23 protein-coding genes, 1 pseudogene and 1 riboswitch are annotated in these 24,541 nt (G+C 72.0%); of the genes and pseudogenes, 9 read left to right on the plus strand and 15 right to left on the minus strand.

Annotation, left to right across the window (positions count from 1 at the left end; all coding sequences use genetic code 11):
- Positions 1–30 precede the first annotated feature (30 nt).
- The 4 genes from OG584_RS27605 to OG584_RS27620 all read left to right on the plus strand — a co-directional run bounded on the left by OG584_RS27605 (position 31) and on the right by OG584_RS27620 (position 3,592).
- On the plus strand, positions 31–813 hold the full coding sequence (locus tag OG584_RS27605) for a creatininase family protein (RefSeq protein WP_405781808.1): 783 nt from the start codon (positions 31–33) through the stop codon (positions 811–813).
- A gap of 57 nt (positions 814–870) precedes the next feature.
- Positions 871–1,998, plus strand: a complete 1,128-nt coding sequence (locus tag OG584_RS27610) for a mandelate racemase/muconate lactonizing enzyme family protein (RefSeq protein WP_405781810.1) — start codon at positions 871–873, stop codon at positions 1,996–1,998.
- Positions 1,995–2,426 (plus strand): RidA family protein, encoded by a 432-nt coding sequence (locus tag OG584_RS27615; RefSeq protein ID WP_405781812.1) that lies wholly within the window; start codon positions 1,995–1,997, stop codon positions 2,424–2,426. The genes OG584_RS27610 and OG584_RS27615 overlap by 4 nt, the downstream gene beginning before the upstream one ends.
- A gap of 119 nt (positions 2,427–2,545) precedes the next feature.
- Positions 2,546–3,592 (plus strand): aminotransferase class V-fold PLP-dependent enzyme, encoded by a 1,047-nt coding sequence (locus OG584_RS27620; protein WP_405781814.1) that lies wholly within the window; start codon positions 2,546–2,548, stop codon positions 3,590–3,592.
- A 19-nt stretch (positions 3,593–3,611) separates the two neighbouring features.
- Here the strand turns inward: OG584_RS27620 and OG584_RS27625 are convergent, their stop codons facing one another.
- The gene (locus OG584_RS27625) at positions 3,612–4,124 is read right to left on the minus strand and encodes a MarR family winged helix-turn-helix transcriptional regulator (protein WP_405781815.1); all 513 of its coding nucleotides are present in this window, start codon (positions 4,122–4,124) and stop codon (positions 3,612–3,614) included.
- Between the two features lie 88 nt (positions 4,125–4,212).
- On the opposite strand from OG584_RS27625, the gene OG584_RS27630 reads away from it, so the two are divergent.
- Positions 4,213–5,280, plus strand: coding sequence for an alkene reductase (locus tag OG584_RS27630; RefSeq protein ID WP_405781817.1), 1,068 nt, complete (start codon positions 4,213–4,215; stop codon positions 5,278–5,280).
- 70 nt (positions 5,281–5,350) lie between these two features.
- Here the strand turns inward: OG584_RS27630 and thpD are convergent, their stop codons facing one another.
- The 5 genes from thpD to OG584_RS27655 all read right to left on the minus strand — a co-directional run bounded on the left by thpD (position 5,351) and on the right by OG584_RS27655 (position 10,002).
- Positions 5,351–6,253 (minus strand): ectoine hydroxylase, encoded by a 903-nt coding sequence (thpD, locus tag OG584_RS27635; protein ID WP_405781819.1) that lies wholly within the window; start codon positions 6,251–6,253, stop codon positions 5,351–5,353.
- A gap of 4 nt (positions 6,254–6,257) precedes the next feature.
- The gene (locus OG584_RS27640; RefSeq protein ID WP_328539463.1) at positions 6,258–6,656 is read right to left on the minus strand and encodes an ectoine synthase; all 399 of its coding nucleotides are present in this window, start codon (positions 6,654–6,656) and stop codon (positions 6,258–6,260) included.
- 39 nt (positions 6,657–6,695) lie between these two features.
- On the minus strand, positions 6,696–7,964 hold the full coding sequence (gene ectB, locus OG584_RS27645; protein WP_405781820.1) for a diaminobutyrate--2-oxoglutarate transaminase: 1,269 nt from the start codon (positions 7,962–7,964) through the stop codon (positions 6,696–6,698).
- Positions 7,965–7,993: 29 nt separating this feature from the next.
- Positions 7,994–8,524 carry a diaminobutyrate acetyltransferase gene (gene ectA / locus OG584_RS27650; protein WP_405781822.1) on the minus strand — a complete coding sequence of 177 codons (531 nt, stop codon included), beginning with the start codon at positions 8,522–8,524 and terminating at the stop codon, positions 7,994–7,996.
- 371 nt (positions 8,525–8,895) lie between these two features.
- Positions 8,896–10,002 carry a pyridoxal-phosphate-dependent aminotransferase family protein gene (locus tag OG584_RS27655; RefSeq protein ID WP_405781824.1) on the minus strand — a complete coding sequence of 369 codons (1,107 nt, stop codon included), beginning with the start codon at positions 10,000–10,002 and terminating at the stop codon, positions 8,896–8,898.
- Positions 10,003–10,106: 104 nt separating this feature from the next.
- Here OG584_RS27655 and OG584_RS27660 point away from each other — a divergent pair, with 104 nt between their 5' ends.
- Both OG584_RS27660 and OG584_RS27665 read left to right on the plus strand, forming a co-directional pair.
- The gene (locus OG584_RS27660) at positions 10,107–11,192 is read left to right on the plus strand and encodes an amidohydrolase family protein (protein WP_405781826.1); all 1,086 of its coding nucleotides are present in this window, start codon (positions 10,107–10,109) and stop codon (positions 11,190–11,192) included.
- A gap of 336 nt (positions 11,193–11,528) precedes the next feature.
- Positions 11,529–12,467 carry an SCO1860 family LAETG-anchored protein gene (locus OG584_RS27665; RefSeq protein ID WP_405781828.1) on the plus strand — a complete coding sequence of 313 codons (939 nt, stop codon included), beginning with the start codon at positions 11,529–11,531 and terminating at the stop codon, positions 12,465–12,467.
- Positions 12,468–12,630: 163 nt separating this feature from the next.
- Here the strand turns inward: OG584_RS27665 and cobC are convergent, their stop codons facing one another.
- Positions 12,631–13,695, minus strand: coding sequence for an Rv2231c family pyridoxal phosphate-dependent protein CobC (cobC, locus tag OG584_RS27670; RefSeq protein WP_405781830.1), 1,065 nt, complete (start codon positions 13,693–13,695; stop codon positions 12,631–12,633).
- 109 nt (positions 13,696–13,804) lie between these two features.
- Positions 13,805–14,239, minus strand: a pseudogene (locus OG584_RS27675) (cobalamin biosynthesis protein); the annotation flags it as partial.
- Positions 14,240–14,313: 74 nt separating this feature from the next.
- Here OG584_RS27675 and OG584_RS27680 point away from each other — a divergent pair.
- Positions 14,314–15,036 carry a ZIP family metal transporter gene (locus tag OG584_RS27680; protein ID WP_405781831.1) on the plus strand — a complete coding sequence of 241 codons (723 nt, stop codon included), beginning with the start codon at positions 14,314–14,316 and terminating at the stop codon, positions 15,034–15,036.
- A gap of 38 nt (positions 15,037–15,074) precedes the next feature.
- On the opposite strand, the gene OG584_RS27685 is transcribed toward OG584_RS27680, so the two are convergent.
- From OG584_RS27685 to OG584_RS27715, 7 genes are all read right to left on the minus strand, one after another.
- Entirely contained in the window at positions 15,075–16,451 is a 1,377-nt protein-coding gene (locus tag OG584_RS27685; RefSeq protein ID WP_405781833.1) for a cobyrinate a,c-diamide synthase, read from the minus strand.
- The gene (cobO, locus tag OG584_RS27690; protein ID WP_405781834.1) at positions 16,445–17,041 is read right to left on the minus strand and encodes a cob(I)yrinic acid a,c-diamide adenosyltransferase; all 597 of its coding nucleotides are present in this window, start codon (positions 17,039–17,041) and stop codon (positions 16,445–16,447) included. The genes OG584_RS27685 and cobO overlap by 7 nt, the downstream gene beginning before the upstream one ends.
- The gene (locus tag OG584_RS27695; protein ID WP_405781836.1) at positions 17,041–19,086 is read right to left on the minus strand and encodes a putative cobaltochelatase; all 2,046 of its coding nucleotides are present in this window, start codon (positions 19,084–19,086) and stop codon (positions 17,041–17,043) included. Before OG584_RS27695 ends, cobO begins: the two co-directional genes overlap by 1 nt.
- Positions 19,087–19,180: 94 nt before the next feature.
- The gene (locus OG584_RS27700) at positions 19,181–20,686 is read right to left on the minus strand and encodes a cobyric acid synthase (protein WP_405781838.1); all 1,506 of its coding nucleotides are present in this window, start codon (positions 20,684–20,686) and stop codon (positions 19,181–19,183) included.
- On the minus strand, positions 20,683–21,612 hold the full coding sequence (locus tag OG584_RS27705) for a cobalamin biosynthesis protein (protein ID WP_405781840.1): 930 nt from the start codon (positions 21,610–21,612) through the stop codon (positions 20,683–20,685). The genes OG584_RS27700 and OG584_RS27705 overlap by 4 nt, the downstream gene beginning before the upstream one ends.
- A gap of 121 nt (positions 21,613–21,733) precedes the next feature.
- A riboswitch (cobalamin riboswitch) is annotated at positions 21,734–21,876 on the minus strand.
- 127 nt (positions 21,877–22,003) lie between these two features.
- Positions 22,004–22,246, minus strand: a complete 243-nt coding sequence (locus tag OG584_RS27710) for a hypothetical protein (protein ID WP_405781841.1) — start codon at positions 22,244–22,246, stop codon at positions 22,004–22,006.
- 19 nt (positions 22,247–22,265) lie between these two features.
- Positions 22,266–23,507 carry an anion permease gene (locus OG584_RS27715; protein WP_405781843.1) on the minus strand — a complete coding sequence of 414 codons (1,242 nt, stop codon included), beginning with the start codon at positions 23,505–23,507 and terminating at the stop codon, positions 22,266–22,268.
- Positions 23,508–23,767: 260 nt separating this feature from the next.
- On the opposite strand from OG584_RS27715, the gene OG584_RS27720 reads away from it, so the two are divergent.
- Entirely contained in the window at positions 23,768–24,439 is a 672-nt protein-coding gene (locus tag OG584_RS27720; protein ID WP_405781845.1) for a class II aldolase/adducin family protein, read from the plus strand.
- The last annotated feature ends 102 nt before the right edge of the window (positions 24,440–24,541 follow it).

Raw genomic sequence — 24,541 nt, forward strand, 5'->3', positions numbered from 1 at the left:
GCCACGGCGGAGTTTCGAGGAGGTAGCGCTGTGAGCCAACTGCAACCGACCGGGCAGGCCCGGCTGACCGAACTGACCTGGGGCGAGGTGCGCGCCGCCGGTGAGCACGGCATCGCCCTGCTGCCCATCGGGTCCCAGGAGCAGCACGCCGGACATCTGCCGATGGGAACCGACACGCTGCTCGCCGAGGCGGTGATCGACCGGGCCGGTGCCCTGCTCGACGCGGAAGGGGACGTGCCGGAACTGGTCAGGCTCCCTGCCCTGCCTTTCGGGCACAGCCCGCACCATCTGTTCGCCGCCGCTGTCTCGCTCTCCGCCGCCACCCTGGGCGCGGTGCTCGACGACATCCTGGAATCGCTCGTGACCAGCGGATACCGCCGGATCATGGTGGTGAACGGACACGGCGGAAACGACGAGATCATGCGCCTCGCCGTGAAGCGGTTCGCGCTGCGTTCCGACGTGACCGTCGCCGCCTGCTCGTACTGGACCGTCACATCGGGCGCGGACGACGGGGGCAGGCCCGAGGTGACCCCGGGGCACGCCGGCTGGTTCGAGACCTCGCTGATGCTGGCGGCCCGTCCGGATCTCGTCCGCACACCGGTACCCGCCCGTCCGCCCGTCGACCCCCCGCCGCTGTTCGACAACCCCCCGTACCCGGGGCTGACGGTGGAGCGCCACGGCGAATGGGAGCGGGTCGGCGGTTCGACCGACGACGCGTCAGGAGCCGACGCGGAGAGCGGGGCCCGGCTTCTCGACGACCGGGCCGTCGGACTGGCCCGTGCGATCCGCGCGTTCGACGTGGCCTCCCGCTGAACCGCTGAACCGCTGAGCCGCTGAACCAGGCAAGACCCCGAGGAGAGACAGAGAGACATGAAGATCACTGATGTCGACGTATGGGTCGTGAACCTTCCGCTGGTCAATCCGTTCACCAGCTCGTTCGAGACCAAGACGGGTGAGACGCGCACAGTGGTGCGCATCCGCACCGACACGGGCGTCGACGGCTGGGGCGAGACCATGTGGGGCCGCCCCGTCGCGGCGATCGTCGAAGCGCTCGCAGCGGACCTGATCGGCACCAGCCCGTTCGCCCTGGAGAGCTTCCACCGCAAACAGCACATGGTGCCCTTCTTCCACGGTTACCTGGGCTACGCGGCCATCGCCGCCCTGGACGTGGCCTGCTGGGACGCGATGGGCAAGGCCACCGGGCAGTCGGTCACGGATCTGCTCGGCGGCCCGGTACGCGACGAGGTCCCCATCACCGCGCTGGTGACCCGGGCCGACGCGCCCGGAGTGGGCGCCGAAGGACTGCCGCAGGCGCTGGCCGAGCACACCGCACGGGTGGTGGCGGAAGGCGGTTTCAGCGCGGTCAAGCTCAAGGGGACCAGGGACGTCGCCGGTGACGTCGCCATACTCCGGGCCGTGCGCGAGGCCCTGCCCCGGGTCGATCTGCGGGTCGATCCGAACGCGGCCTGGTCGGTCCCCGACTCGGTGCGTGCCGGGATCGCCCTGGAGGAGCTCGATCTGGAGTACCTGGAGGACCCCTGTGTGGGCATCGAGGGCATGAGCCAGGTGCACGCCAAGGTCCGGATCCCCCTGTGCACCAATATGTGCGTCGTGCGCTTCGAGGAATTCGCCCCGGCCATGCGGCTGAACGCCGTCGACGTGATCCACGGCGACGTCTACAAGTGGGGCGGTATCGCCGCCACCAAGGCGCTTGCCGCCCACTGCGAGACGTTCGGGCTCGGTATGAATCTGCACAGCGGAGGCGAGCTGGGCATAGCGACCGCGGCGCACCTGGCCGTGGTGTCCAGTACGCCGGTGCTCTCGCGGGCGATCGACAGCATGTACTACCTGCACGCCGACGACATCATCGAGCCACTGCACCTGGAGGACGGCCGGCTGCGCGTCCCGACCGGGCCCGGCCTCGGCGTGAGCGTGGACGAGGAGAAGCTGCGCCACTTCGCCGGTGTCAACGAGCGGGAAGGGGACCTGACCGGATGAGCCCGGCACCCGAACAGCAGACGGCACCCGGACAGCGGGGGGAGCGGAGCGCCGAGCGGGCCGTGAGCAGTGCCCACGCGCCCCGGCCCGCCGGGGCGTACAGCCAGGGCGTACTGGCCGGAGGGTTTCTGTACACGGCTGGATTCGGCCCGCAGGACCCGGTGACCGGGCAGCTGCCCGGCACGGTCGGACAGCAGACCGCTCAGGCGCTGCGCAATGTCCGGGCGGTGCTCGCCGAGCGCGGGCTGGCCCTGGACGACGTCGTCAAGGTGACCGTGCACCTGGCCGATCTGCACCGCGACTTCGCCGGCTTCGACGCTGCGTACGGCGAGTTCTTCACCGCCCCGTACCCGGTGCGCACCACGGTGGGCTCGGAGCTCATGGACATACTGGTCGAGATCGACGTGGTGGCGTACGCCGGTGACTGAGCCGCTCCCCCACGGGAGGGAGGAAGCGCAGGTCAGCGCTGTTCCATAAGTCCTGCTTTGCGGAACCCGGCAGTTCTGCGCCATGGACGGGGACCGGCCGGGGCCGCAGAGTGGAGACCATGGAGACCCTGAACCTGGCAGGCGCCGAGTTCGCGCCCGAGATGACGTATCTGAACACCGCGAGCAGCGGCCTGCTCCCGGCCCGCACCGTCACCGCGATGCACACCGCGGTGGCGGCGGCGGCCACGGGCAGGCCGACCGACATGTTCGCCGATGTGGAGGCGTCCCGCGCCTCCTTCGCCCGGATCGCGGGGGTCCCGGCCTCCCGTGTCGCGGCCGGGGCGTCCGTCGCCGTCTTCACCGGACTGATCGCCGCATCGCTTCCGGCGGGCGCCGAAGTCCTGGTCGCGGAAGGCGACTTCAGCTCGGTGGTGAACCCCTTCGTGGTGCGCGGCGACATCGAGGTGCGCTCCGCGCCGCTGGAGTCGCTGGCGGACGCGGTGCGTCCGGGCACCGCGCTCGTCGCGGTGAGCTCCGTGCAGTCGGCCGACGGCCGGATCGCCGACCTGACGGCGATCCGGGCCGCGGCCCGTGCCCACGGCGCCCGGACGCTGGTGGACGTCTCGCAGTCGGCGGGGTGGCTTCCGGTCGACGCCGCAGGGAACGACTACACCGTGGCCGTCGCCTTCAAATGGCTGACCTGTCCGCGCGGGGTGGGCTTCCTGGTCGTCCCCGACGACCTGGGCGGGCTGACCCCCGTCTTCGCCGGCTGGGTCGCGGGGGAGGAGCCCTGGGACAGCTGCTACGGGCCGGTGGCCGAACTCGCTCACTCCGCGCGGCGGTTCGACGAGAGCCCGAGCCTCTTCTCGTACGCCGGCGCCCGGCAGTCCCTCGCGCTGATCGAGGAGATCGGCCCCGAGAAGGTCCGGCACCACGACGTCGCGCTCGCCGACCGCTTCCGCGCCGGCCTCGACCGGATCGGACAGCCCGTCCTCGCGGCGCCGGGCTCGGCGATCGTCTCGGCGCCGGGACTCGGCCACCGCCGTGACGAACTCGGGCGGGCGGGCGTCGAGCTCTCCGACCGCGCGGGCAATCTGCGCGCCGCCTTCCACCTCTACAACTCGGCGGCCGACGTCGACCGCCTCCTCGACGTACTCGCCGGCTGACCGGCCGGACCCGGCCCGGTCAGCACCGGGGGGCGGGACAGCCGTCCGTCTCCGTGCACAGATTGGACTCGACCTTGGAGAGGAGCCGCCCGAGTTCCCCGCGCTCGCCCTCGTCGAGGCCGGCGAGTGTGTGGTCCTCCAGCGTGGCCCAGGCCTGCTCGACCTCGCCCAGCAGCGCACAGCTGCGGTCCGTCGCCGATACCAGGACCGCCCGCCGGTCCGACGGGTCGGGGGAGCGGCGCACGTGTCCGGCCTGTTCGAGCCGCTGGAGCATCTTGGTCACGGTGGAGGGGTCGACGTCCAGCACCCTGATCAGCTCGGACTGCCGCACGGCCCCCGCGTCCCAGAGGCGCATCATCAGCACCTCCTGTCCCGGGTAGAGCCCGAGGTCCTTGAGCAGTCTGCCCGCCGCGGTGCGGTGCAGCCGCGCGATCCGCATGACGAGGTGACTCACGGGACCGCAGCGGGCCGTGGCGGGCAGGCGGTCCGGCTCGGTACAGGCAGGGTCTTCCGATGTCATGGGCGATGTCATGGGGCGATATTACCTTGGTCGGCCAAGTAATGAGCTACAGTGAGGCCCGGCAGTTACTTGGCCGACCACACATCTTTCGGAGGGCTCCATGACCACCGCGTTCGATCCCATCGACCTGTCGGGCACCGAGCTCGCCAACCGGATAGCCATGGCCCCGATGACCCGCAGCCGGGCCGGGGACGGGGGTGTCGCCACGGATCTGACCGTCGAGTACTACGCCCAGCGCGCATCGGCCGGACTGATCATCACCGAGGGCATCCAGCCGTCGGTGATCGGCCAGGGCTATCCCTCGACGCCCGGTCTGCACAGCGCCGAGCAGGTCGCCTCCTGGCGCAAGGTCACCGACGCGGTGCATGCCGGGGGCGGCCGGATCTTCGCCCAGATCATGCATGCGGGCCGGATCGGCCACCCGGTGCTGCTTCCCGACGGGCTGAGTCCGGTCGGCGTGTCGCCGGTCGCCGCGCCCGGTCAGGTCTACACACACGTCGGTCCGAAGGACCTCATCGAGCCGCGCGAGCTGACCGGCGACGAGATCCGCGCGACGGTGGCCGACTTCGTGTCGGCGGCCAGGGGCGCGGTCGACGCGGGGTTCGACGGCGTCGAACTGCACGGCGCCAACGGCTATCTCATCCACCAGTTCCTCGCGCCCAACACGAATCTGCGCACCGACGAGTGGGGCGGCTCCGAGGAGAACCGCATCCGCTTCGCCGTCGAGGTGACCCGCGCGGTCGCCGCGGAGATCGGCGGCTCCAGGACGGCACTGCGGATCTCCCCGGCCAACCCGTTCAACGGCATCGAGGAGCCCGCCCCGGACGCCACGTACCTGGCACTGGCCCGGGAGATCGAGCCGCTGGGCCTGGCCTATCTGCATGTGCTGGAGGGCCAGGACATCCGCCCGCTGACGCTGGCCCTGCGCAAGCAGTACTCGGGCACGGTCATGCTCAACGTGTTCACCGAGGGCGTGACGGGCCCCGAAGCGCTCTCGGTGATCGAGGACGGCATCGCCGACCTCATCTCGTACGGCGCGCTGTTCCTCGCCAACCCCGACCTGCCGGCCCGGCTGAAGGCGGGCGGCCCGTACAACACCCCGGACCCGTCGTCCTTCTTCGGCGGGGACGAGAAGGGGTACACCGACTACCCCGCACTCACCGGCTGACCGGCAGAGGCGCCGGCATACGCGGGAGGGGGACGGCACCCCGTGCCGTCCCCCTCCCGCGTACTTCGGATCACTTCACAGGAGTGAAGTCCCGCGCCCCGATGAAGTCGGGCCGCCGGATCGGAGCCGAGAAGGGCTCCACCGCCGCGTTGTCCACGCTGTTGAACACGATGAAGACGTTGCTGCGGGCGTACGGAGTGATGTTGTCACCCGAACCGTGCATGCAGTTGCAGTCGAACCAGGTGGCCGAACCGGCCCGGCCCGTGAAGAGCTTGATGCCGTGCGCGTCCGCCATCCGGGTCAGCGCGGCGTCCGACGGGATGCCCGCGTCCTGCATCTGGAGCGACTTCTTGTAGTTGTCCTCCGGCGTCTCGCCCGCGCACCCCAGGAAGTGCTGGTGCGAACCCGGCATGATCATCAAGCCGCCGTTGGTGTCGAAGTTCTCGGTCAGCGCGATCGAGACGGACACGGTCCGCATGTTCGCGAGGCCGTCCTCGGCGTGCCACGTCTCGAAGTCCGAGTGCCAGTAGAAGCCACTGGCACCGAAGCCGGGCTTGACGTTGATCCTGGACTGGTGGACGTAGACGTCCGAACCCAGGATCTGCCGGGCCCTGTCCACCAGCCGCTCGTCCCTCACCAGCCGGGCGAAAACCTCGCTGAGCCTGTGCACCTCGAAGACCGACCGTACGTCCTGGGACTTCGGCTCGATGATGGACCGCTCGTCGGCGCGGACGCCCGGATCGGCGACGAGCCGGTCCAGCTCCGCACGGTAGAGCGCCACTTCGTCGTCCGTGAGCAGGTCGGCGACGGTGAGGAAACCGTCCCGCTCGTAGCCCTGGAGATCCGGCTGAGTCACCGGGCCCGGCGTACCGGGCTGCGACCAGACCACCGGGTCCTGGCGGGGGGTGGTCACTTCACTCGCGCCGCGGGTGGGGTAGAGATCCGCCCGGATGTTGGACAGTACTTCGGTCATGGCTTCAGGCCTCCTCGGTCAGCAGCGGGTATACGCCGTTCTCATCGTGGTCCTCCCGTCCGGTGACCGGAGGGTTGAAAACGCAGACGCAGTGGAAGTCGGTCTTCGGACGCAGGGTGTGCTTCTCGTGCCCGTTGAGCAGGTACATGGTGCCGGGCTCGATCCAGTGGACCTCGCCGGTGTCGTCGTTGGTGAGCTCGGCCTCACCCTGGGTGCAGAGCACGGCCTCGATGTGGTTGGCGTACCACATCGACGTCTCGGTTCCCGCGTACAGGATGGTCTCGTGCAGGGAGAAGCCGACCTTCTCCTTGGCGAGCACGATGCGCTTGCTCTCCCAGGTCCCCGACTTGGACTTGATATGGCGGTCGGTTCCCTCGACATCCTTGAATGATCGGACAATCACTGTGACTTGAGCCTTTCTGTGTAACTGGTGCGCTGTACGTCAGGCGGTCTCGCGGACGGAACGGGCCAGAATGCTGAGGCCCTCGTCCAGTTCTTCGGGGGAGACGGTCAGCGGCGGCAGCAGCTTCACGACCTCGCTCTCGGGACCCGAGGTCTCCAGGAGCAGTCCGAGGTCGAAGGCGCGGCGGCAGACAGCCGTGGCACGCGGCTTGTCCTCGAACTCGATGCCCCAGACGAGACCGCGGCCGCGGAAGCTCACGCCGGCGCCGTCGTTCTCCTCGACGAGGGCGAGCAGCGCGCGCTCGACCTGCTCGCCGCGGGCGAACGTCTGCTTCTCCATCTGCCCGTCGGTCCAGTACGTCTCCAGCGCGGCGGTGGCCGTGACGAACGCCGGGTTGTTGCCGCGGAAGGTGCCGTTGTGCTCGCCCGGCTCCCACACGTCGAGCTCGCCCTTGAAGAGGCAGAGCGACATGGGCATCCCGTAGCCGCTGATCGACTTCGACAGGGTGACGATGTCGGGGGTGATGCCCGCTTCCTCGAAGGAGAAGAAGCCGCCGGTACGGCCGCAGCCCATCTGGATGTCGTCGACGATCAGCAGCATGTCCTGGCGGTGGCAGAGGTCCTGCAGCGCACGGAGCCACTCGGCGCGTGCGACGTTGATGCCGCCCTCGCCCTGGACCGTCTCGACGATCACGGCGGCGGGCTTGTTGAGACCCGAGCCCTGGTCCTCCAGCAGACGCTCGAACCAGAGGAAGTCCGGGATCTGGCCGTCGAAGTAGTTGTCGAACGGCATCGGAGTGCCGTGAACCAGCGGGATACCGGCGCCGGCCCGCTTGAAGGCGTTGCCGGTCACGGCCAGCGAGCCGAGCGACATGCCGTGGAAGGCGTTGGTGAACGAGACGACGGACTCGCGGCCCTTGACCTTGCGGGCCAGCTTGAGTGCGGACTCGACGGCGTTGGTGCCTGTCGGGCCGGGGAACATCACCTTGTAGGGCAGGTCACGCGGGCGCAGGATCACATTCTGGAAGGACTCCAGGAAGGCGCGCTTGGCCGTCGTGGCCATGTCCAGGCCGTGGGTGATGCCGTCGCGCTCGATGTAGTCGATGAGCGCCCGTTTGAGCACCGGATTGTTGTGGCCGTAGTTGAGTGATCCGGCTCCGGCGAAGAAGTCGAGGTAGGTGTGGCCGTCCTCGTCGTGGAGGTAGCTGCCCTGTGCGTGGTCGAACACGGCGGGCCAGCTGCGGCAGTAGCTGCGCACCTCGGACTCAAGGGTCTCGAAGACGCTCAGGGCGGGCGGGGTGATGGTCACAGCAAGTCTCCTGGGGTGAGGGATGTCAGTCAGGCCGAGACGGGGCTGATGCGGTACAGCACTTCCGGCTGGTGCGTCCCTTCGGGGAACAGTCCGCCGTCGAAGAGCACTTCACGTTCCACTGCTGCCCCGTGACGCTCTGCGAACGAGCGGAACAGGCGGTCGGACGCGGTGTTGTCGGGGGAAATGGTGGTTTCGAGCTCGCGAACCACTCCCCTGGCGGTGACCTTGGCGGTCAGGGCGTCCAGCAGCAGACCGGCGAGGCCCTGGCCGCGGGCGGCCTGGTCGACGGCCACCTGCCAGACGACGAGGGCTTCGGGGCGGTCGGGGCGCACGTATCCGGTGACGAAGCCGATGGGGGCACCGGCCGAGTCGCGCGCCACCACGGAGGTCGCGGCGAAGTCGCGACACCACAGCAGGTAGCTGTACGAGGAGTTGAGGTCCAGCACCTCGGAGTCGCGGGCGATACGCCAGATCGCGGCCCCGTCCTCCACTCGTGGGGTGTCTATCTCCTGGAATTCGCTACGGGCACGTACAAGGTCTTCTTGCGCGGCGGTCATGTAAAGGAAATTTACCCAGCAAATTCAAAAAATGCATTCTGGCGCGGGGTTGGCCAAAAGTGGCATTCATGCTATCGCGCGGGCGCGGGTCCAGCCAGTCGGGGTCGCGAATATGAGTGATTTGTACGGGAATTATCGGGCAAAACGACTGCGGTGTGGGGTCGGTCACATGTGCGTAACCTCCATGACCCATGTCCGAAAACCGCTGGTCGAAGCTGTGGAGAATCTAGCGTTTAGGCTGCCGGAAAGCGGGCAGAAGAAAGTCGGTAGTACTGGTAAATGCCAGAATTCCGCTTTCTCTAATTCTCTTGATTAGTGGCTGTGCGCGGTCGACCGCGCACAGCCACCGCCGTGTGGGAGGGGCCGGCGGCTCAGCCGAGCTGCCAGGCCCGCGTCACAGCGGCGCGGGCGGCTTCCGGATCCACCGTCGCCCCCGGCCCGCCCAGCGCGGCACCCAGTGCCGCGAGCGAGGAGTGCACCACGTCCTCGGTGGCGTCCCGGCCGTAGTGGTTGATCCGGATCATCTCCGCGGCCAGCGCCCCGCCGCCCGCGATCAGCGGCAGCGCGGGGTCGGCCGCCAGGGCCTTCGCGACCAGCTCGGACGCGTCGACCCCGGCCGGGGTGCGGAGCGTGGTGGCCACCGGGGCGGCGTCCCGCGCGTCGTGCACGAAGGGCGTCAGCCCGCCGCCCAGGGCCAGCACCCCGGCCCTGGTGGCGGCGGCGGCCCGGGAGTGCCGTCCCATCACCGTCTCGTGGCCCTCCGCCTCGATCCGCTCCAGGCTGGCCTGCAGCGCCAGCATCTCCAGCTGGGCGGGCGCGTGCGGGAGCGCGGTGCGCCCCCCGTCGATCCAGCGCTCCTTCCAGTCGATGAGCGACAGGTAGGAGCGGCGCGGGGCCCGCGGGTTCTCCGCGAAACGCTGCCAGGCGCGCTCGCTCACGGAGACGGCCGAGACCCCGGCGGGTCCGCCCATCCCCTTCTGCGCGCCGATCACGCAGAGGTCCACCCCCCAGGCGTCCGGCAGCAGCGGCTCAGCGCCCACCGAAGCGACCGCGTCCAGCATGAACAGCGCCCCGTGGGCCCGGACCACCTCACCGATCTCCGCGACCGGGTTGGTGTTGCCGGTGGCCGCCTCCGCGTGGACGAGGGAGACGAAGTCGGTCTCCGGGTGGGCGGCCAGTGCCTCCCGTACCTGGCCGGCGGTGACCGCGGTGTGGAACGGCACGGCCAGATCGACCACGGTCACCCCGCAGTCCCGCAGCCAGTTGCCGAAGGTCTGGCCGTAAGGCCCGGTGACCACGTTGAGTGCGGTGGAGCCCGGCCTGGCGCCGGAGCGGATGCACCCCTCCAGCGGCAGCAGCGCCTCGCCCTGCATGATCACGATGTCCTGCCGGGTACCGAGCAGCGAGGCCACCTGCCGCTCGATCGCGGCGAAGTGCGCGGGGGTGAGCGGGGCGAGGTCAAGGAAGGGGTGCGTCACGGCGGTGCTCTCTTCGCGAGTTCGTTCGGGCTGCCGGTCCGATGGTACTGAGCGGGCCCCCGGGCCCCTCCCGTCCGGCCGTGACCCGTCGTTAGGCTCGCCGCATGAGCGATCACACGGTGCTGCATGTGAAGGGGCGGGTGCTGGTCGGGCCCGAGGACGTGAGGGACGAGCTGTGGGTGGTCGGCGGGCGGATCACCTTCGTACGCCCGGCCGCGGAGGCCGTCACCGTGCGGGGGTGGGTGCTGCCGGGCCTGGTCGACGCGCACTGCCACGTCGGACTCGACGCACACGGCGCTGTCGACGACGCCACCAGCGAGAAGCAGGCGCTCAGCGAGCGGGAGGCCGGAGCGCTGCTGCTGCGCGACGCGGGATCGCCGTCCGACACCCGCTGGATCGACGCCCGCACGGACCTCCCGAAGATCATCCGGGCCGGCCGGCACATCGCGCGCACCCGCCGCTACATCCGCAACTACGCCCATGAGATCGAGCCCGGGGACCTGGTCGAATACGTCGCGCGGGAGGCCCGCGACGGAGACGGCTGGGTCAAACTCGTCGGGGACTGGATCGACCGGGAGACCGGCGACCTGTCCGCCTGCTGGCCGCGCGGCGAGGTGGAGGCGGCCATCGCCGAGGCGCACCGGCTCGGCGCGAGGGTCACCGCCCACTGCTTCGCGGAGGACTCGCTGCGCGACCTGGTGGAGGCAGGCATCGACTGCATCGAACACGCCACCGGACTGACCGACGAGACCATCCCGCTCTTCGCCGGGCGGGGGGTCGCCATCGTGCCGACGCTGGTGAACATCGCGACCTTCCCGCACCTCGCCGCGGGCGGCGACGCCAAGTATCCGCGCTGGTCGGCCCATATGAGGCGGCTGCACGAGCGCCGCTACGACACCGTCCGCTCCGCCTACGACGCCGGCATCCCGGTCTACGTCGGCACGGACGCCGGAGGCTCGCTGCCGCACGGACTGGTCGCCGAGGAGGCTGCGGAGCTGGTGAAGGCGGGCATCCCGGTGCCGGACGTGCTGTCGGCGGCGTCCTGGGGCGCCCGCGCGTGGCTGGGCAGGCCGGGCCTCGTCGAGGGCGCCCCGGCGGACCTGGTGGTGTACGGGGAGGATCCCCGGGAGGACGTACGGGTGCTGGCGGCGCCGCACCAGGTGGTGCTGGACGGGCGCCCGGTGGGGTGAGGTGACGCGGGGCGCCGCGTTGACGCCCCGAGGGGCGCCGGGTTGACCGGGCGTGACGTGAGGGCGCCGACGCTCGTTGAGGCACCCGGTGCGCGCCCTGCGGGACCACCGGCGCACCACCTCCAGGGCGGTGAAACGGGGGACTGGAGGAACGCCCGTGCCTCAGGATTCGAATGCAGACACGGAAACACCACTTTGGAGTGAACTCACGCCAGGTCGCTGACCGTTCACCCGCAGTGCGTAAAGATTCCGGTGTCTCGGTCGCCGGCGCAGCCACGAAGTCCCCGTGGCACGCGCCCCCGGCGACGTCATGTCTCTTGTGGGGGTTCCACCGCCTTGAACAGCAACACCTTCCGCATGCCCGCACGCCGCACGGCCACTGCCCTGGTGGCCGCCGCGCTGACCGCGGGCCCCGCGGCGCTCCTCGCCGCTGCGCCGGCGCAGGCGACCACCGGCAGTGTCGGAAAGGCGAGCGCTGTCGTGCTCAGGACCGGGCTCGACGTCTCGCTGCTCAACAAGACCGTCGATGTGCCGCTGACGGTCGCGCTCAACGAGGTGCACGCCCCGGCCAGTGCGGAGAAGACGGCGCTGACCGCGAAGCTGGACGGCGTGGACAAGGGCCGCCCGTTCAGTCTGCTGCGCGCCGATGTCGCCACCGCCAGTGCGACGGCCGACCGGCACAGGGCGGAGGGATACGCCAACATCGCCCGCGCGTCGGTCCATGTCCCCGGGCTGCCGCTGCTGTCGCTGATCGAGGTCGAGAAGGTCACGTCGAAGGCGGTCTGCGAGGCCGGTGAGCGGCCGCACGCCGAGTCGAACGTACTCGGCCATGTGACGGTCCTCGGCAAGAAGATCACGCTCACGGCCGGTGGCACGACCCGGATCCAGGTGCCCGCGGTCGGCGATGTGACGCTCGGCCTCTCCAAGACCGGCACGACATCCCGTACGGCGGCTGCCACCGCGCTCCAGCTCAAGGTGTCGGTCAATCCGCTGAAACTCAACGTCGCGGATGTGGAGGGGGAAGTCACTCTCGCACAGGCGACCTGCGAGTCGCCTGCGGCGGCCCCGCCGGGTCGCCCGGCGCAGCCCGCCCCCGGTGTCAAGGAGCAGACCGTGGCGCACCCGAAGCCCGCAGCCGAGCCGGAGAAGGAGAACCTGGCGGAGACCGGCGGCAGCTCGGCCACCCCGTACATCGCGGGCGGTGCCGTGGCCCTGGTCCTGGCCGGCGGCGGCGCGGTCGCGGTGGCACGCGGCCGGAGCCGCAGCAAGGCCTGACACAGCCGGGGCCGGACACGGGGGCACGGCCTCCAGCGGGGGAGCAGGGGGACGGGGGAGCAGGGGGGAACGGGGGACAGGGGGGAGCAGGGGCGACGGCCGCACCGGAGGGGGGTGCGGCCGTCGAGCCGCGCTACGGGGCCCGGACCGAACCACCCGCACGTCAGCCGCAGACCCCGCTCAGCGCCTGGTCGAGTGCCTGCAGGAACCGGTTGGTGGTGGCGCGGTCGCGAACCGCGAGCCGCAGCCACTCGGGCCCGAGCCCCGGAAAAGTGTCACCGCGGCGGGCGGCGAAGCCCAGCCGGCGCAGCCGCTCACGCACCTCGTCGGCGCGCTCCATCCGGACGAGCACGAAGGGACCCTCGGCTGCCTCGACCGTGTGCACTTCGTCGAACTCCGCGAGCCCGGCAAGCAGATGGGCGCGGTCCGCCGCGATGGCGTGGGCGGCAAGCGCCGCCTCGGCGAGCGCGGGAGCCGCGGAGCATGCCTCGGCTGCCGCCAGCGCCGGCGTGGACACCGGCCACAACGGCTGTGCGTGCGCCAGCAGTTCGACGGTCTCCGGATCGGCCAGTACATAGCCGATCCGCAGCCCCGCGAGCCCCCACGTCTTGGTGAGGCTGCGCAGCACGATCAGGCCGGGCACGTCCGTACGGTCCGCCAGTGAAGCGCGCTCGTCGGGGACCGCGTCCATGAAGGCCTCGTCGACCACCAGCAGCCTGCCGGGCGCCGCCAGGGAGGCGAGTGTCGCGGCCGGGTGCAGGACGGATGTCGGGTTGGTCGGATTTCCGGCCACCACCAGATCCGCCGCTTCCGGGACGGCCGCCGGGTCCAGCCGGAAACCGTCCTCCGCCCGCAGCAGCACCCGCCGCACCGTGTGCCCGGCGTCGCTCAGCGCGGCCTCCGGTTCGGTGAACTGCGGATGCACCACGACAGGTCTGCGTACGCGCAGGGCGCGGGCGATCAGCACGAAAGCCTCGGCGGCGCCGGCCGTCAGCAGCACCCGTTCGACCGGCAGGCCGTGCCGGGCGGCCACCGCGGCTCTGGCGGCCCGCCCGTCGGGATAGGCGGCCAGGCCGCCGAGCGACCCGGCTATGTGGTCCCTGAGCCAGGGCGGGGGAGTGCCCGCCCTGACGTTGACCGCGAGGTCGGTGAGGCCGCCGGGGCCGCAGTCCCGTACCTCCGCATCACCGTGGTGCCGAAGATCATGGACTTCAGTGTGTGGGCGCATGACTGCCATGGTGGTGAAGGAGTTGCCCCTCGTCATCAGGGTGGACGTGGGGCTGTTGTGGAATTCCGGCGTTCGCCGCGCTGCCGGCCGGTGCGAACCGGACCGCCGGGCCGGGACCCGGCTGCTCCCGGCGTACGACGGCGCAGGTCGCCGTCGCCGACTTCCGCTTCGGGACGAGCAGTTCGCCGCCGCCGGCGAGCGCGGACGCCTCCGCGACCGAAGGGGTGCCGACCGCGGCCCGTGCGGCGTCCGACGGATGGGGCACCCCGATCCGGGCGAGCGCTGCGGCGCCGTACGTGCGCAGCGGCACGCCGAGCCGGGCGGCCGCGGCGACCAGCCCCGGCTCACCGGCCCTGGTGTCCAGGGTCGTCAGCTCGGCGATGTCGAGCGGCGAGAGCCCGGCGTCCCGCAGGGCCGACGAGATCAGCCCGAGGACCTCGTCGGCGCGGACACCCCGGGAGGCACCGACGCCCACGACGAGCCGCGCGGACGGCGCCGCGGGCTCCTTCGGCATACGCGCCGGGCCGGCACCGGCAGCGGTCATGGGGACGGGGTCCTCTCCTGCCGGGTTCGCATGTTGACGTGCGGGACCGGGGTGTCATGGGCTAGCAAGGGCCCATGGCGGTCTTCGTCGCGCTCGGCGCGTTCCTGATGACGCTGGTCGGTGGCTGGACGGCCCAGCGCGTCACCGACCGGCGCCACCTGGTGCTGGGTCTGGCGGGCGGCCTGATGCTCGGCGTGGTCGGGCTCGACCTGCTGCCCGAGGCGCTGCGCGCGGCGGGCGGCGAGATCTTCGGCGTACCGGCGGCGCTGCTGCTGTTCGTCGCCGGGTTCCTCGCCGCGCACCTGGTGGAACGGCTGCTCGCGGTGCGCCAGACGGCGCACGGGGCGGCGGAGGAACGGGTGCCCCAGGTCGGTCTGACGGCGGCGGCCGCGATGGTCGGCCACAGCCTGATGGACGGCGTCGCCATCGGCGCCGCCTTCCAGGTGGGCGGTGGGATGGGCGCCGCCGTGGCCATCGCCGTGGTCACCCACGACTTCGCCGACGGCTTCAACACCTACACCCTGACCAGCCTGTACGGGAACGCCCGCCGCAAGGCGGTGGCGATGCTGGTCGCCGACGCGCTGGCTCCGGTGGTGGGCGCGGCGTCGACCCTGCTGTTCACTCTTCCGGAGCAGCCGCTCGGCTGCTATCTCGGTTTCTTCGGCGGAGTGCTGCTCTACCTCGCCGCCGCCGAGATCCTTCCCGAGGCCCACCACGACCATCCGGCCCGCTCCACACTGCTCTGCACGGTCGCCGGGGTGGCGTTCATCTGGCTGGTGGTGGGGTTCGCGGGCTGAGCGCCCGCGGCCGGATCCCGCACCGGGGACCGGCCCGTTCATCCCGCGCATCCGTCCAGGAACCTGCGCGCGACGGAGGGCTGGGCGGCCCAGTGCGTGTGCAGATAGCTCGCGTGCACGCCCTGCTGGACGAAGCCCTCGACCCGGCGCTCCGGCTGGTGCACGCCCCACGCGGGCGAAGCGCCCGCGCCGGGCTCCAGGACGGTCCGGTGGAACTCATGGGCCCGCAGCCGGGTCCCGGCCGGGGCGAGAGAGCTGTCCGACACGGCGACCGCGTCCCGGTAGCCGAGCGTGAGCCGCTCCGACATCCGCGCCTCGGCGTCCAGCACCCCGCACATCGGATGCCCGTCGAGCGAACGCGACAGATACAGCAGCCCGGCGCACTCGGCGGCGACCGGGGCACCGGACGCCGCCAGCGCGGCGACGGCCCCCCGCAGCGGCTCGTTCGCGGACAGCTCGGGCCCGTACACCTCGGGGAAGCCGCCGCCGATGACGAGCGCCCGGGTGCCTTCCGGGAGCCGCTCGTCCTGCAGCGGATCGAAGCCGACGACGTCGGCGCCCGCCGCGCTCAGCAGCTCGGTGTGCTCGGTGTACGAGAAGGAGAACGCGGCCCCGCCCGCGACCGCGACGACGGGACGGCCGGTAGCGCCCTCACCCCGGCCTTCGCCGTCGCTGTCACCGGCGGCCAGAGCGCTCCGCGGGTCCCACACGTCGGTCTCCAGCGGCGGCGCGCTGCGCGCCAGCGCCAGCACCGCCTCCAGATCGCACCCCGTCCGCACCTGCTCGGCCATCGCCGCGACCGCGCCCACCGCGTCCGGGCGCCGCTCCGCCACCGGCACCAGACCCAGGTGCCGCGACGGCGTCCGGGCCTGCCCGGTACGCCGGAGCACTCCGAGCACCGGCACCCCCGACTCGTCCAGGGCCTCGCGCAGCAGCGCCTCGTGCCGGTCGGATGCCACCTTGTTGAGGATCACCCCGCCGATCCGCACCCTGGGGTCCCAGGAGGCGAACCCGTGCACCAGCGCGGCCACCGACCGGGACTGCGACGACGCGTCGACCACCAGCAGCACCGGCGCCCGCAGCACCTTCGCGACCTGCGCGGTGGACGCCAGCTCGTCCTGCCCGGCCGCCCCGTCGTACAGACCCATCACGCCCTCGACGACCGCCAGGTCCGCGCCGGCCGCGCCGTGCGCGAAGAGCGGTGCGATCAGATCCGTACCGCAGAGATACGCGTCGAGGTTGCGCCCGGGACGGCCGGTCGCCAGTGCGTGGTAGCCCGGATCGATGTAGTCCGGGCCCACCTTGTGCGGCGACACGGCGAGTCCGCGCCCGGCGAAAGCGGCCATCAGGCCGGTGGCGACCGTGGTCTTGCCGCTGCCGGACGACGGGGCGGCTATGACGAGTCTGGCTACCACTCGATGCCCCTCTGCCCCTTCTGCCCCGCGTCCATCGGATGCTTGACCTTGGACATGTCGGTGACCAGGTCGGCGAGGTCCAGCAGCGGCTGCGGGGCGTTCCGCCCGGTGATCACCACGTGCTGGGCGCCGGGCCGGTCCCGCAGTACGGAGACCACCTCGTCGGTGTCCACCCATCCCCAGTGCATCGGGTACGCGAACTCGTCCAGGACGAGCAGCCGGTACGTCTCGGCCGCGAGATCGCGCTTGACCTGCTCCCACCCCTCACGGGCGGCCTCCTCGCTCGACTCGATGTCCCGCTGGACCCAGGACCACCCCTCGCCCATCTTGTGCCAGGCGACCGTCCCGCCCTCGCCGCTGTCACCGAGCACCCGCAGAGCCCGCTCCTCGCCGACCTTCCACTTGGCCGACTTCACGAACTGGAACACCCCGATGGGCCAGCCCTGATTCCAGCCGCGCAGCGCGAGCCCGAAGGCCGCGGTCGACTTCCCCTTCCCGATGCCGGTGTGCACCATCGTCAGCGGCCGGTTGCGGCGCTGGCGGGTGGTGAGCCCGTCCTCGGGCACGGTGGTCGGCTGTCCCTGCGGCATTACGCTGCCCTCCTGGATGAAGTGCTCTGTACGTCCTTGACCAGCCCCGCGATGCTTTCGGCCCGCAGCTCGTCCAGCGTCACCGCGGTGCCGCCGAGCTGCTGCGCCAGCTCTCCGGCGAGCCCCAGCCTGACCGGCCCCGCCTCGCAGTCGACGACCACGGACGCGACGCCCTCCGCCTCGTGCAGCCGCGCCGCGCGCGCGGCCAGCGCGACCGGATCGGGGCCGCCGGTGGCCCGGCCGTCGGTGACGACCACCAGCAGCGGCCGCCGGGACGGGTCCCGCATCCGCTCGACCCGCAGTACCTCATGGGCCTTCAGCAGCCCCGCGGCCACCGGGGTGCGCCCACCCGTCGGCAGCGTGTCGAGCCGGGCCGCGGCCGCGTCCACCGACGAGGTCGGCGGCAGCGCGATCTCCGCGTCCTTCCCGCGGAAGGTCACCAGACCCACTTTGTCCCGCCGCTGGTACGCGTCGAGCAGCAGCGAGAGCACGGCGCCCTTCACCGCGCCCATCCGCTGCCGGGCCGCCATCGACCCGGACGCGTCCACCACGAAGAGCACCAGATTGCCCTCGCGCCCCTCGCGGGTGGCCTGCCGCAGATCGTCCCTGCGCACCACCAGACCGCGGCCCGACCTTCCGCGCGCCCGCTGGTGCGGCGCGGCGGCCTGGACCGTGGCCGCCAGATGCAGCTTGGTGAGCGCGCCCTGCGGCCGGCGCGAACCGGTGGTGCGGCCGTGCTCGGTCCTGGCCCTGGAGCGGCGGCCCGCGGCGCCCTCGCCGAGCCCCGGCACGCTCAGCATCCGGGTGCGGAACGGTTCGGCGGCCTTCGCGGCAGGCTGCTCCCGTCCACCACCGGGCGGCGGGGACCCGTTCCCGCCCGCCTCCTGCGGCGCCGGCGTGTCGGACCCGTCGCCCGGCGGCTCGTGCTGCGGCGGCGTGTCAGCAGGCCCGCCGTCCCCGTCGCGCTGCGGCGGCAGCCCGCCACCGCCACCGCCGTCGGGGCCCGGGTCGTCGCCGTCGCCGTCCCCGTCCTCGTTGCCGGACTCCCGCAGCGTGTCGTCGAGTTTGTCCTCGTCGAGCCCCGGCGCGTCGAAGGGATTGCGCCTGCGGCGGTGCGGCAGCGCCAGCAGCGCGGCCTGCCGTACGTCGTCGGCCGTGACATCCGTATGCCCCGCCCAGGCGGCCAGCGCGGTCGAGGTGCGGGCCATCACGATGTCCGCGCGCATCCCGTCCACCTCGAAGGCGGCGCAGGTCGCCGCGATCTGCCGCAGCGCCGGATCGCCGAGGCGAACGGACGGCAGCAGCGCCCGCGCGGCCACGATGCGCTCCCGCAGCTCGCTCTCCTCGTCCGCCCACCGGGCGGCGAACCCGGCGGGGTCGTCGTCGTACGCGAGCCTCCTGCGCACCACCTCGACCCGCTGGTCCGTGTCGCGGGAGGCGGCCACCTCGACGGTCAGCCCGAACCGGTCGAGCAACTGGGGCCGCAGTTCGCCCTCTTCGGGGTTCATCGTCCCGACGAGCAGGAACCGCGCGGCGTGCCGTACGGAGACGCCCTCGCGTTCCACGTACGAGGCGCCCATCGCGGCGGCGTCGAGCAGCAGGTCCACCAAGTGGTCGTGCAGCAGGTTGACTTCGTCGACGTAGAGGATGCCGCGGTGCGCGTCGGCGAGCAGCCCCGGCTCGAACGCCTTCACGCCGTCGGCCAGCGCGCGCTCGATGTCCAGGGCGCCGACCAGCCGGTCCTCGGAGGCACCGACGGGCAGTTCGACCATGCGTGCGTCGCGCGTCACCCCGCCGGTGCTCTCGTGCGGGCCGTCCGGACAGCCGGGGTCGGGCGCGTCCGGGTCGCACGAGAAGCGGCACCCGGTGACCACCGGGACCCCGGGCAGCAGCGCGGACAGGGCCCGCACCGCCGTACTCTTCGCGGTTCCCTTCTCGCCGCGCACGAGTACGCCGCCGACTGCCGGGCTGACCGCGTTGAGCAGCAGCCCCAGACGCAGGTCATCCATGCCCACGACAGCGGTGAACGGATAGGGCGTGCTCACTGGGGGATCACTCCTTCACATGCTCGGGTGACAGATTCGGTAACGGGCGGACGCCCGGCGGCCCTGCGGGGCGCTCCCGGGGCCCCGGGAGCGCTCATGGCGCTCCCGGCGGTACGAAGGGGAGGCCGGCCGGAGCGCCCGACTCGATGAGCGCGAGCAGCCCGTCGGTGTCCGCGTGCTCCTCGATGAGGTCGCCGAGCCGGTCCAGCTGCTCCTCGCGGAGCACGCCGAAGCTGGTGTCCGGGGCCGGTACGAAACGGCGCCCCGCGACGGCCGCGACCTCGCGCAGGAAGGCCCTGCGGAATCCGTCGCTCTCCAGCGAGCCGTGCCAGTGCGTGCCCCACACGGAACCGGCGCGGCAGCCGTCGAGGAAGGGCGTGCCGCCCAGGACCTCGGCGACCCCGTGATGGATCTCGTATCCCTCGACAGGTTCTCCCAGCGCCTCGCCGACGGGGCGCCCCAGGGTCTTCTCCACGGCGAACCGCACCCGGACGGGCAGCAGCCCGAGTCCGTCCACGGCCCCGGCGCGCGATTCGACGGTGTCGTCGATGTGCTCACCGAGCAGCTGGAAACCGCCGCAGACACCCAGCACCGGACGGCCTTCCGAGGCGCGCCGGGCCAGTGCGTCGGCGAGCCCGCGCTCCCGCAGCCACTCAAGGGCGCGCACCGTGCCGCGTGTCCCCGGCACGATCACCAGGTCCGCGTCGGCCAGCTCCTCCGCACGGTCCGCGAACCGCACCACGACGCCCGGTTCGGCGGCCAGCGCGTCCACATCCGTGAAGTTCGACATCAGCGGCACCGCGCACACGGCGACCCGCAGCACATCCTCCCCGTACGGCGCCGACACGGCCGGCTCGCGCACCGTGCCGCGCATCGACACCCGCAGCCCGTCCTCCTCGTCGATGCCCAGACCGTGGGTGAACGGCAGGACACCGTAGGTACGCCGCCCGGTGAGTCCGTGCAGCATGTCGAGACCCGGCTCCAGCAGGGACACATCGCCGCGGAACTTGTTGACCAGGTACCCGGCGACGAGCGACTGGTCCTCGGGGCTCAGCAGCGCCGTCGTGCCGAAGAACGAGGCGAAGACACCGCCCCGGTCGATGTCGCCGACGACGACCACCGGGAAGCGCGCGGCGCGCGCGATGCCCATGTTGACGATGTCGGTCCGCCGCAGATTGATCTCGGCGGGACTGCCCGCCCCCTCGCAGATCACCGCGTCATACGTGCCCCGCAGCTGGGTCAGGCAGTCCGTGACCGTGCCGAGCAGCGCCTCCTGACGGCCGCCGTGGTAACCGCGGGCGCTCATCTCGCCCACCGGCTTCCCCATCAGCACGACCTGGCTCGACCGGTCGCTCCCCGGCTTGAGCAGCACCGGGTTCATCAGCGCCGTGGGTTCCACCCGCGCGGCCTGCGCCTGCATCGCCTGCGCCCGCCCGATCTCCGCGCCTTCGCGGGTGACGAACGAATTGAGCGACATGTTCTGCGCCTTGAACGGCGCCACCTTCACGCCCCGGCGCACCAGCCACCGGCAGATCCCCGCCGTCACCACGCTCTTCCCGGCGTCCGACGTCGTCCCGGCCACCAGCAGTCCGCCGCTCATCCGCGCACCTTCCTCACCGCGAGAGCCGTCGCGAGCGCCAGCAGGGACACCCGGCGCGACAGCCGCACCGCGCGCTCGATGTCGCCGAAGGCCACGGCCCGGCCGCCGCCGTTGAGGACCGCCCGGTGCTCGGCCCGTCCGCCGTAGGAGAGGGCGCCGCCGAGGCGTACGCCCAGCGCACCCGCGAACGACGCTTCCACCGGGCCCGCGTTGGGGCTCGGGTGGCCGCCGGCGTCCGAGCGCCAGGCCCGCAGGGCGCCGCGCGGGTCCCCGCCCGCCAGCACTGCCAGTACCGCGGTGAGCCGGGCGCCCGGCCAGCCCGCCAGATCGTCCAGCCGGGCCGACGCCCAGCCGTAGCGCCGGTACCGGGGCGACTTGTGGCCGACCATCGCGTCCAGGGTGTTCACCGCCCGGAATCCGACGAGCCCCGGCACTCCGGCCAGAGCGCCCCAGACCAGCGCCCCGACGACCGCGTCCGATGTGTTCTCGGCTACGGATTCCACGACCGCCCGCGCGATCTGGTGCTCGTCGAGTGCCTGCGGGTCGCGCCCGCACAGATGCGGCAGCCGTTCCCTTGCCGCCTCGACATCCCCCGCGGCCAGTGCGTCGCCCACGGCGCGCGCCTCGCGCCCCAGCGAGGTGCCGCCGACGACGGCCCAGGTGGCGGCGGCGGTCAGCGCGACGCCCGCGGCGGCCCGGCCGCGTACGGCACGCCGGGCCAGTACGGCGGCGCCGACCGCGCCCCCGGCGCAGACCGCGGTGTGCAGCGTGCCCCACCCGCGGTGGTCGCGCCACAGCCGCCGCTCCACGGCGGCCGCGGCCCGCCCGAAGGCGGCGACGGGGTGCCCGCGCCGGGGATCGGCGCAGACGAGGTCTGCCAGGAGGCCCGTGGTGGCGCCGTACACGAAGACACGCTCTCCACGCATGGGGTCAGCAGGCCGGTACGCCTCGGCGGGCCCACACGGCGGCCGTACTCGGAACGTCGGGCGGTTCGGGCAGCAGGCAGCCGCGCATGGCGTAGTCCTCACTCAGGGTGTCCGCGCCCTGGTTCGACGTGATCGGCGGTGAGAGTTCCTGGCTCCCGGGGATGCGATCCCCGATGACAGTGGCGGGACCGCGCCGGATTCGCACCGGGCTTCCTCTCCTGCCGCCGTATTGGCCCCGGAAGTCCACCACGGTCCGCGAACACCCGTCAACTCACCCTTGACCTGGGCCGGGGCGGTGTGCCGAGCCCCACACGCGCCGCCCGCCCGGCGGCCGTTGAAGGCTGCCGGGCGGGCGGGGTGACGCTTCGGGTGGTGCGCAGTGGCGCGGAGGTCAGGCGACGATCAAGTAGATCCCGTACGCGACGGCCGCGGCGCAGAGCGCGAAGCACGCGTACGAACCGGCGCGGACCACGGGCGCCGGGCCCGCACCCGCAGCCGAGGGTGCGGAGCCTGCTTCCGGCGCGGGCTTCCGCGCCAGGCCCACCACGCCGAGGGTGAACAGGCCCACCAGGCCGACGGTCGCGACGACGCTGACACCGAAGACGGTGCCGAGAGCTGCCCAGTCGATGTTCATGGGGCGGTCTCCTTCTCCTTCAGACCGTGGCGGGCCGGGTGGGTTCCGGCGCGGGGATGGTGGCACGGAGGCCGTGGGATGCCGCCGCTCCGGCCGGCGGCGGCGTGACGGCGGCGATGGCGGTGGTCACCACCCCCGCGGGCTCGTCGAGGCCGGCCGGTTCGTCGGGGGTGACGCTGTGCCGGCTGACCGGCTTGCGGCGGGAGAGCGACCAGATGAGACCGGAGCCCGCGACCAGCAGTACCGCCACGGCACCGATGCCCCAGGGGCCGCGGGCCGTCAGATACTCGGCGCCCGCGCCGACGGCAGCGGCCGCGGGCAGGGTGAGGCACCAGGCGATCAGCATCCGGGTAGCGGTGGACCAGCGGACCACTCCGCCCTTGCGGCCCACGCCCGCGCCCATCACGGCGCCCGAGCAGACCTGGGTGGTGGAGAGCGAGAAGCCGAGGTGCGAGGAGGCCAGGATCACGGTGGCGGCGCCGGTCTGGGCGGCGAAGCCCTGCTGCGGCCTGAGCTCGGTGAGCCCCTTGCCCATGGTCCGGATGATGCGCCAGCCGCCCAGGTAGGTACCGAGTGCGATGGCGGTGCCCGCGGAGACGATGACCCACAGGGGCGGGTTCGAACCGGGTGCGATGACGTTCCCGGTGACCAGGGCGAGGGTGATGACGCCCATGGTCTTCTGCGCGTCGTTGGTGCCGTGGGCGAGGGAGACGAGACCGGCGGACGCGATCTGGCCCGCCCGGTAGCCCTTCGCGGTGGACCTGTCGTCCGTGACGCGGCCGATCCGGTACGTCAGCCGGGTGGCCAGCAGCGCCGCGAGCCCGGCCACGACCGGTGCGGCCACCGCCGGGAGCAGCACCTTGGTGATGACGACGTCGCCGTTGACACCGGACGAGCCGACCGACATCAGCGTGGCTCCGATGAGCCCGCCGAAGAGTGCGTGGGAGGAACTGGACGGCAGCCCGAGCAGCCAGGTCAGCAGATTCCAGAGGATGGCACCGACGAGTGCCGCGAAGATCACTTCTGTGGTGATGCCCTGTTCATTGATGATCCCGCCGGAGATCGTCCTGGCGACCTCCACGGACAGGAACGCTCCGACAAGGTTGAGTACGGCGGACATGGCCACCGCGGTCTTCGGTTTGAGAGCGCCGGTCGAGATGGTCGTGGCCATCGCGTTGGCCGTGTCGTGGAAACCGTTCGTGAAGTCGAACACGAGAGCGGTAATGATCACGATCCCAAGGAGCAGGGTCAAGTGTTCCATTTACCTGGGCAATCGTTCGAGGTCATTGACGAGATGAACGTAGGCAACCTTGGTGAACGGAAGATGAACTGAGCCGGGCGCTGTGGTGACCCTGCCCGGAGGCTCTCGTTCCGTGGCCTCCCGCTCGCGTGCGGCGTACCGGTCCGCCGGGAGGCCTGGCATCATCGCGGCATGGCCGGCCGGTCGGCCGCCTTCCGTGAGAGTGCGGTGGCGGACCCGGCTGGGGACGTGCGACGGCGGAAGCAAAGGGGACAGGTGCGATGGGGGAGCAGGCAGCGGTGGACGGGGCCGGTCCGCTCGCGGGGGCCTGGCGCGATCTCGTCGCCACCGCCCGCAGGACCGCGGCCGAAGGCCTGGTCGTCGGCACATCGGGCAACGTCTCGGTGCGCTGCGGGGACCTCGTCCTGGTCACGCCGAGCGGCGTGCCCTACGAGAAGCTCGGCCCCGGCGACCTCGTCGCCGTCGATCTGGACGGGCACCAGGTCGAGGGGGCGCTGAAGCCGACGAGCGAGTTGCCCCTGCACCTCGCCGTCCACCGCGGCACCAGCGCGACCGCCGTGGTCCACACCCACGCGGTGCACGCGACGGCGGTCTCCACGCTCGTTCCCGAACTGCCCGTCATCCACTACATGGCTGCCGCGCTGGGCGGCCCGGTGCGCGTCGCCCCGTACGCGCTCTACGGAAGCGACGAGCTGGCCGGGAACATGCTGAAGGCCCTCGACGGCCGCTCCGGCTGCCTCCTGCAGAACCACGGCACGGTCACCTACGGCACCTCGCTGGACCAGGCGTACGACCGCACCGCCCAGCTGGAGTGGATGTGCCGGCTCTGGCTCACCGCTTCCGCCGTGCCCGGCCGCACTCCCTCCCTGCTGTCTGCAGGGCAGCTGGCCGAGGTCACCGGGAAACTCCAGGGGTACGGTCAGCCCGGTTAGCGGGCCGTCGGCCGTGCCGCCCCGCAGCCGCGGGTCTCCGCCCCGGTGCGGCCCCGTTTGCACCGGCCCACTGGCACCGCGGGCCGCGCCCCGCGACACTGG

Origin of the sequence: Streptomyces sp. NBC_00859 (genome assembly GCF_045161865.1) — a bacterium.
In the GTDB taxonomy this organism is placed as follows: domain Bacteria; phylum Actinomycetota; class Actinomycetes; order Streptomycetales; family Streptomycetaceae; genus Streptomyces.

Excerpts from the sequence above, each read along its gene's own strand:
- OG584_RS27630 (WP_405781817.1), top strand. The coding sequence starts at position 4,213 with ATGACCACCGCGTTCGATCCCATCGACCTGTCGGGCACCGAGCTCGCC.
- ectA (WP_405781822.1), bottom strand. The coding sequence starts at position 8,524 with ATGACCGCCGCGCAAGAAGACCTTGTACGTGCCCGTAGCGAATTCCAG.
- cobC (WP_405781830.1), bottom strand. The coding sequence starts at position 13,695 with ATGCGCCCACACACTGAAGTCCATGATCTTCGGCACCACGGTGATGCG.
- thpD (WP_405781819.1), bottom strand. The coding sequence starts at position 6,253 with ATGACCGAAGTACTGTCCAACATCCGGGCGGATCTCTACCCCACCCGC.
- OG584_RS27720 (WP_405781845.1), top strand. The coding sequence starts at position 23,768 with ATGGGGGAGCAGGCAGCGGTGGACGGGGCCGGTCCGCTCGCGGGGGCC.
- OG584_RS27700 (WP_405781838.1), bottom strand. The coding sequence starts at position 20,686 with ATGAGCGGCGGACTGCTGGTGGCCGGGACGACGTCGGACGCCGGGAAG.
- cobO (WP_405781834.1), bottom strand. The coding sequence starts at position 17,041 with ATGCCGCAGGGACAGCCGACCACCGTGCCCGAGGACGGGCTCACCACC.
- OG584_RS27615 (WP_405781812.1), top strand. The coding sequence starts at position 1,995 with ATGAGCCCGGCACCCGAACAGCAGACGGCACCCGGACAGCGGGGGGAG.
- OG584_RS27680 (WP_405781831.1), top strand. The coding sequence starts at position 14,314 with ATGGCGGTCTTCGTCGCGCTCGGCGCGTTCCTGATGACGCTGGTCGGT.
- OG584_RS27710 (WP_405781841.1), bottom strand. The coding sequence starts at position 22,246 with ATGAACATCGACTGGGCAGCTCTCGGCACCGTCTTCGGTGTCAGCGTC.
- OG584_RS27705 (WP_405781840.1), bottom strand. The coding sequence starts at position 21,612 with ATGCGTGGAGAGCGTGTCTTCGTGTACGGCGCCACCACGGGCCTCCTG.
- OG584_RS27660 (WP_405781826.1), top strand. The coding sequence starts at position 10,107 with ATGAGCGATCACACGGTGCTGCATGTGAAGGGGCGGGTGCTGGTCGGG.
- OG584_RS27620 (WP_405781814.1), top strand. The coding sequence starts at position 2,546 with ATGGAGACCCTGAACCTGGCAGGCGCCGAGTTCGCGCCCGAGATGACG.
- OG584_RS27625 (WP_405781815.1), bottom strand. The coding sequence starts at position 4,124 with ATGACATCGCCCATGACATCGGAAGACCCTGCCTGTACCGAGCCGGAC.
- OG584_RS27610 (WP_405781810.1), top strand. The coding sequence starts at position 871 with ATGAAGATCACTGATGTCGACGTATGGGTCGTGAACCTTCCGCTGGTC.
- OG584_RS27715 (WP_405781843.1), bottom strand. The coding sequence starts at position 23,507 with ATGGAACACTTGACCCTGCTCCTTGGGATCGTGATCATTACCGCTCTC.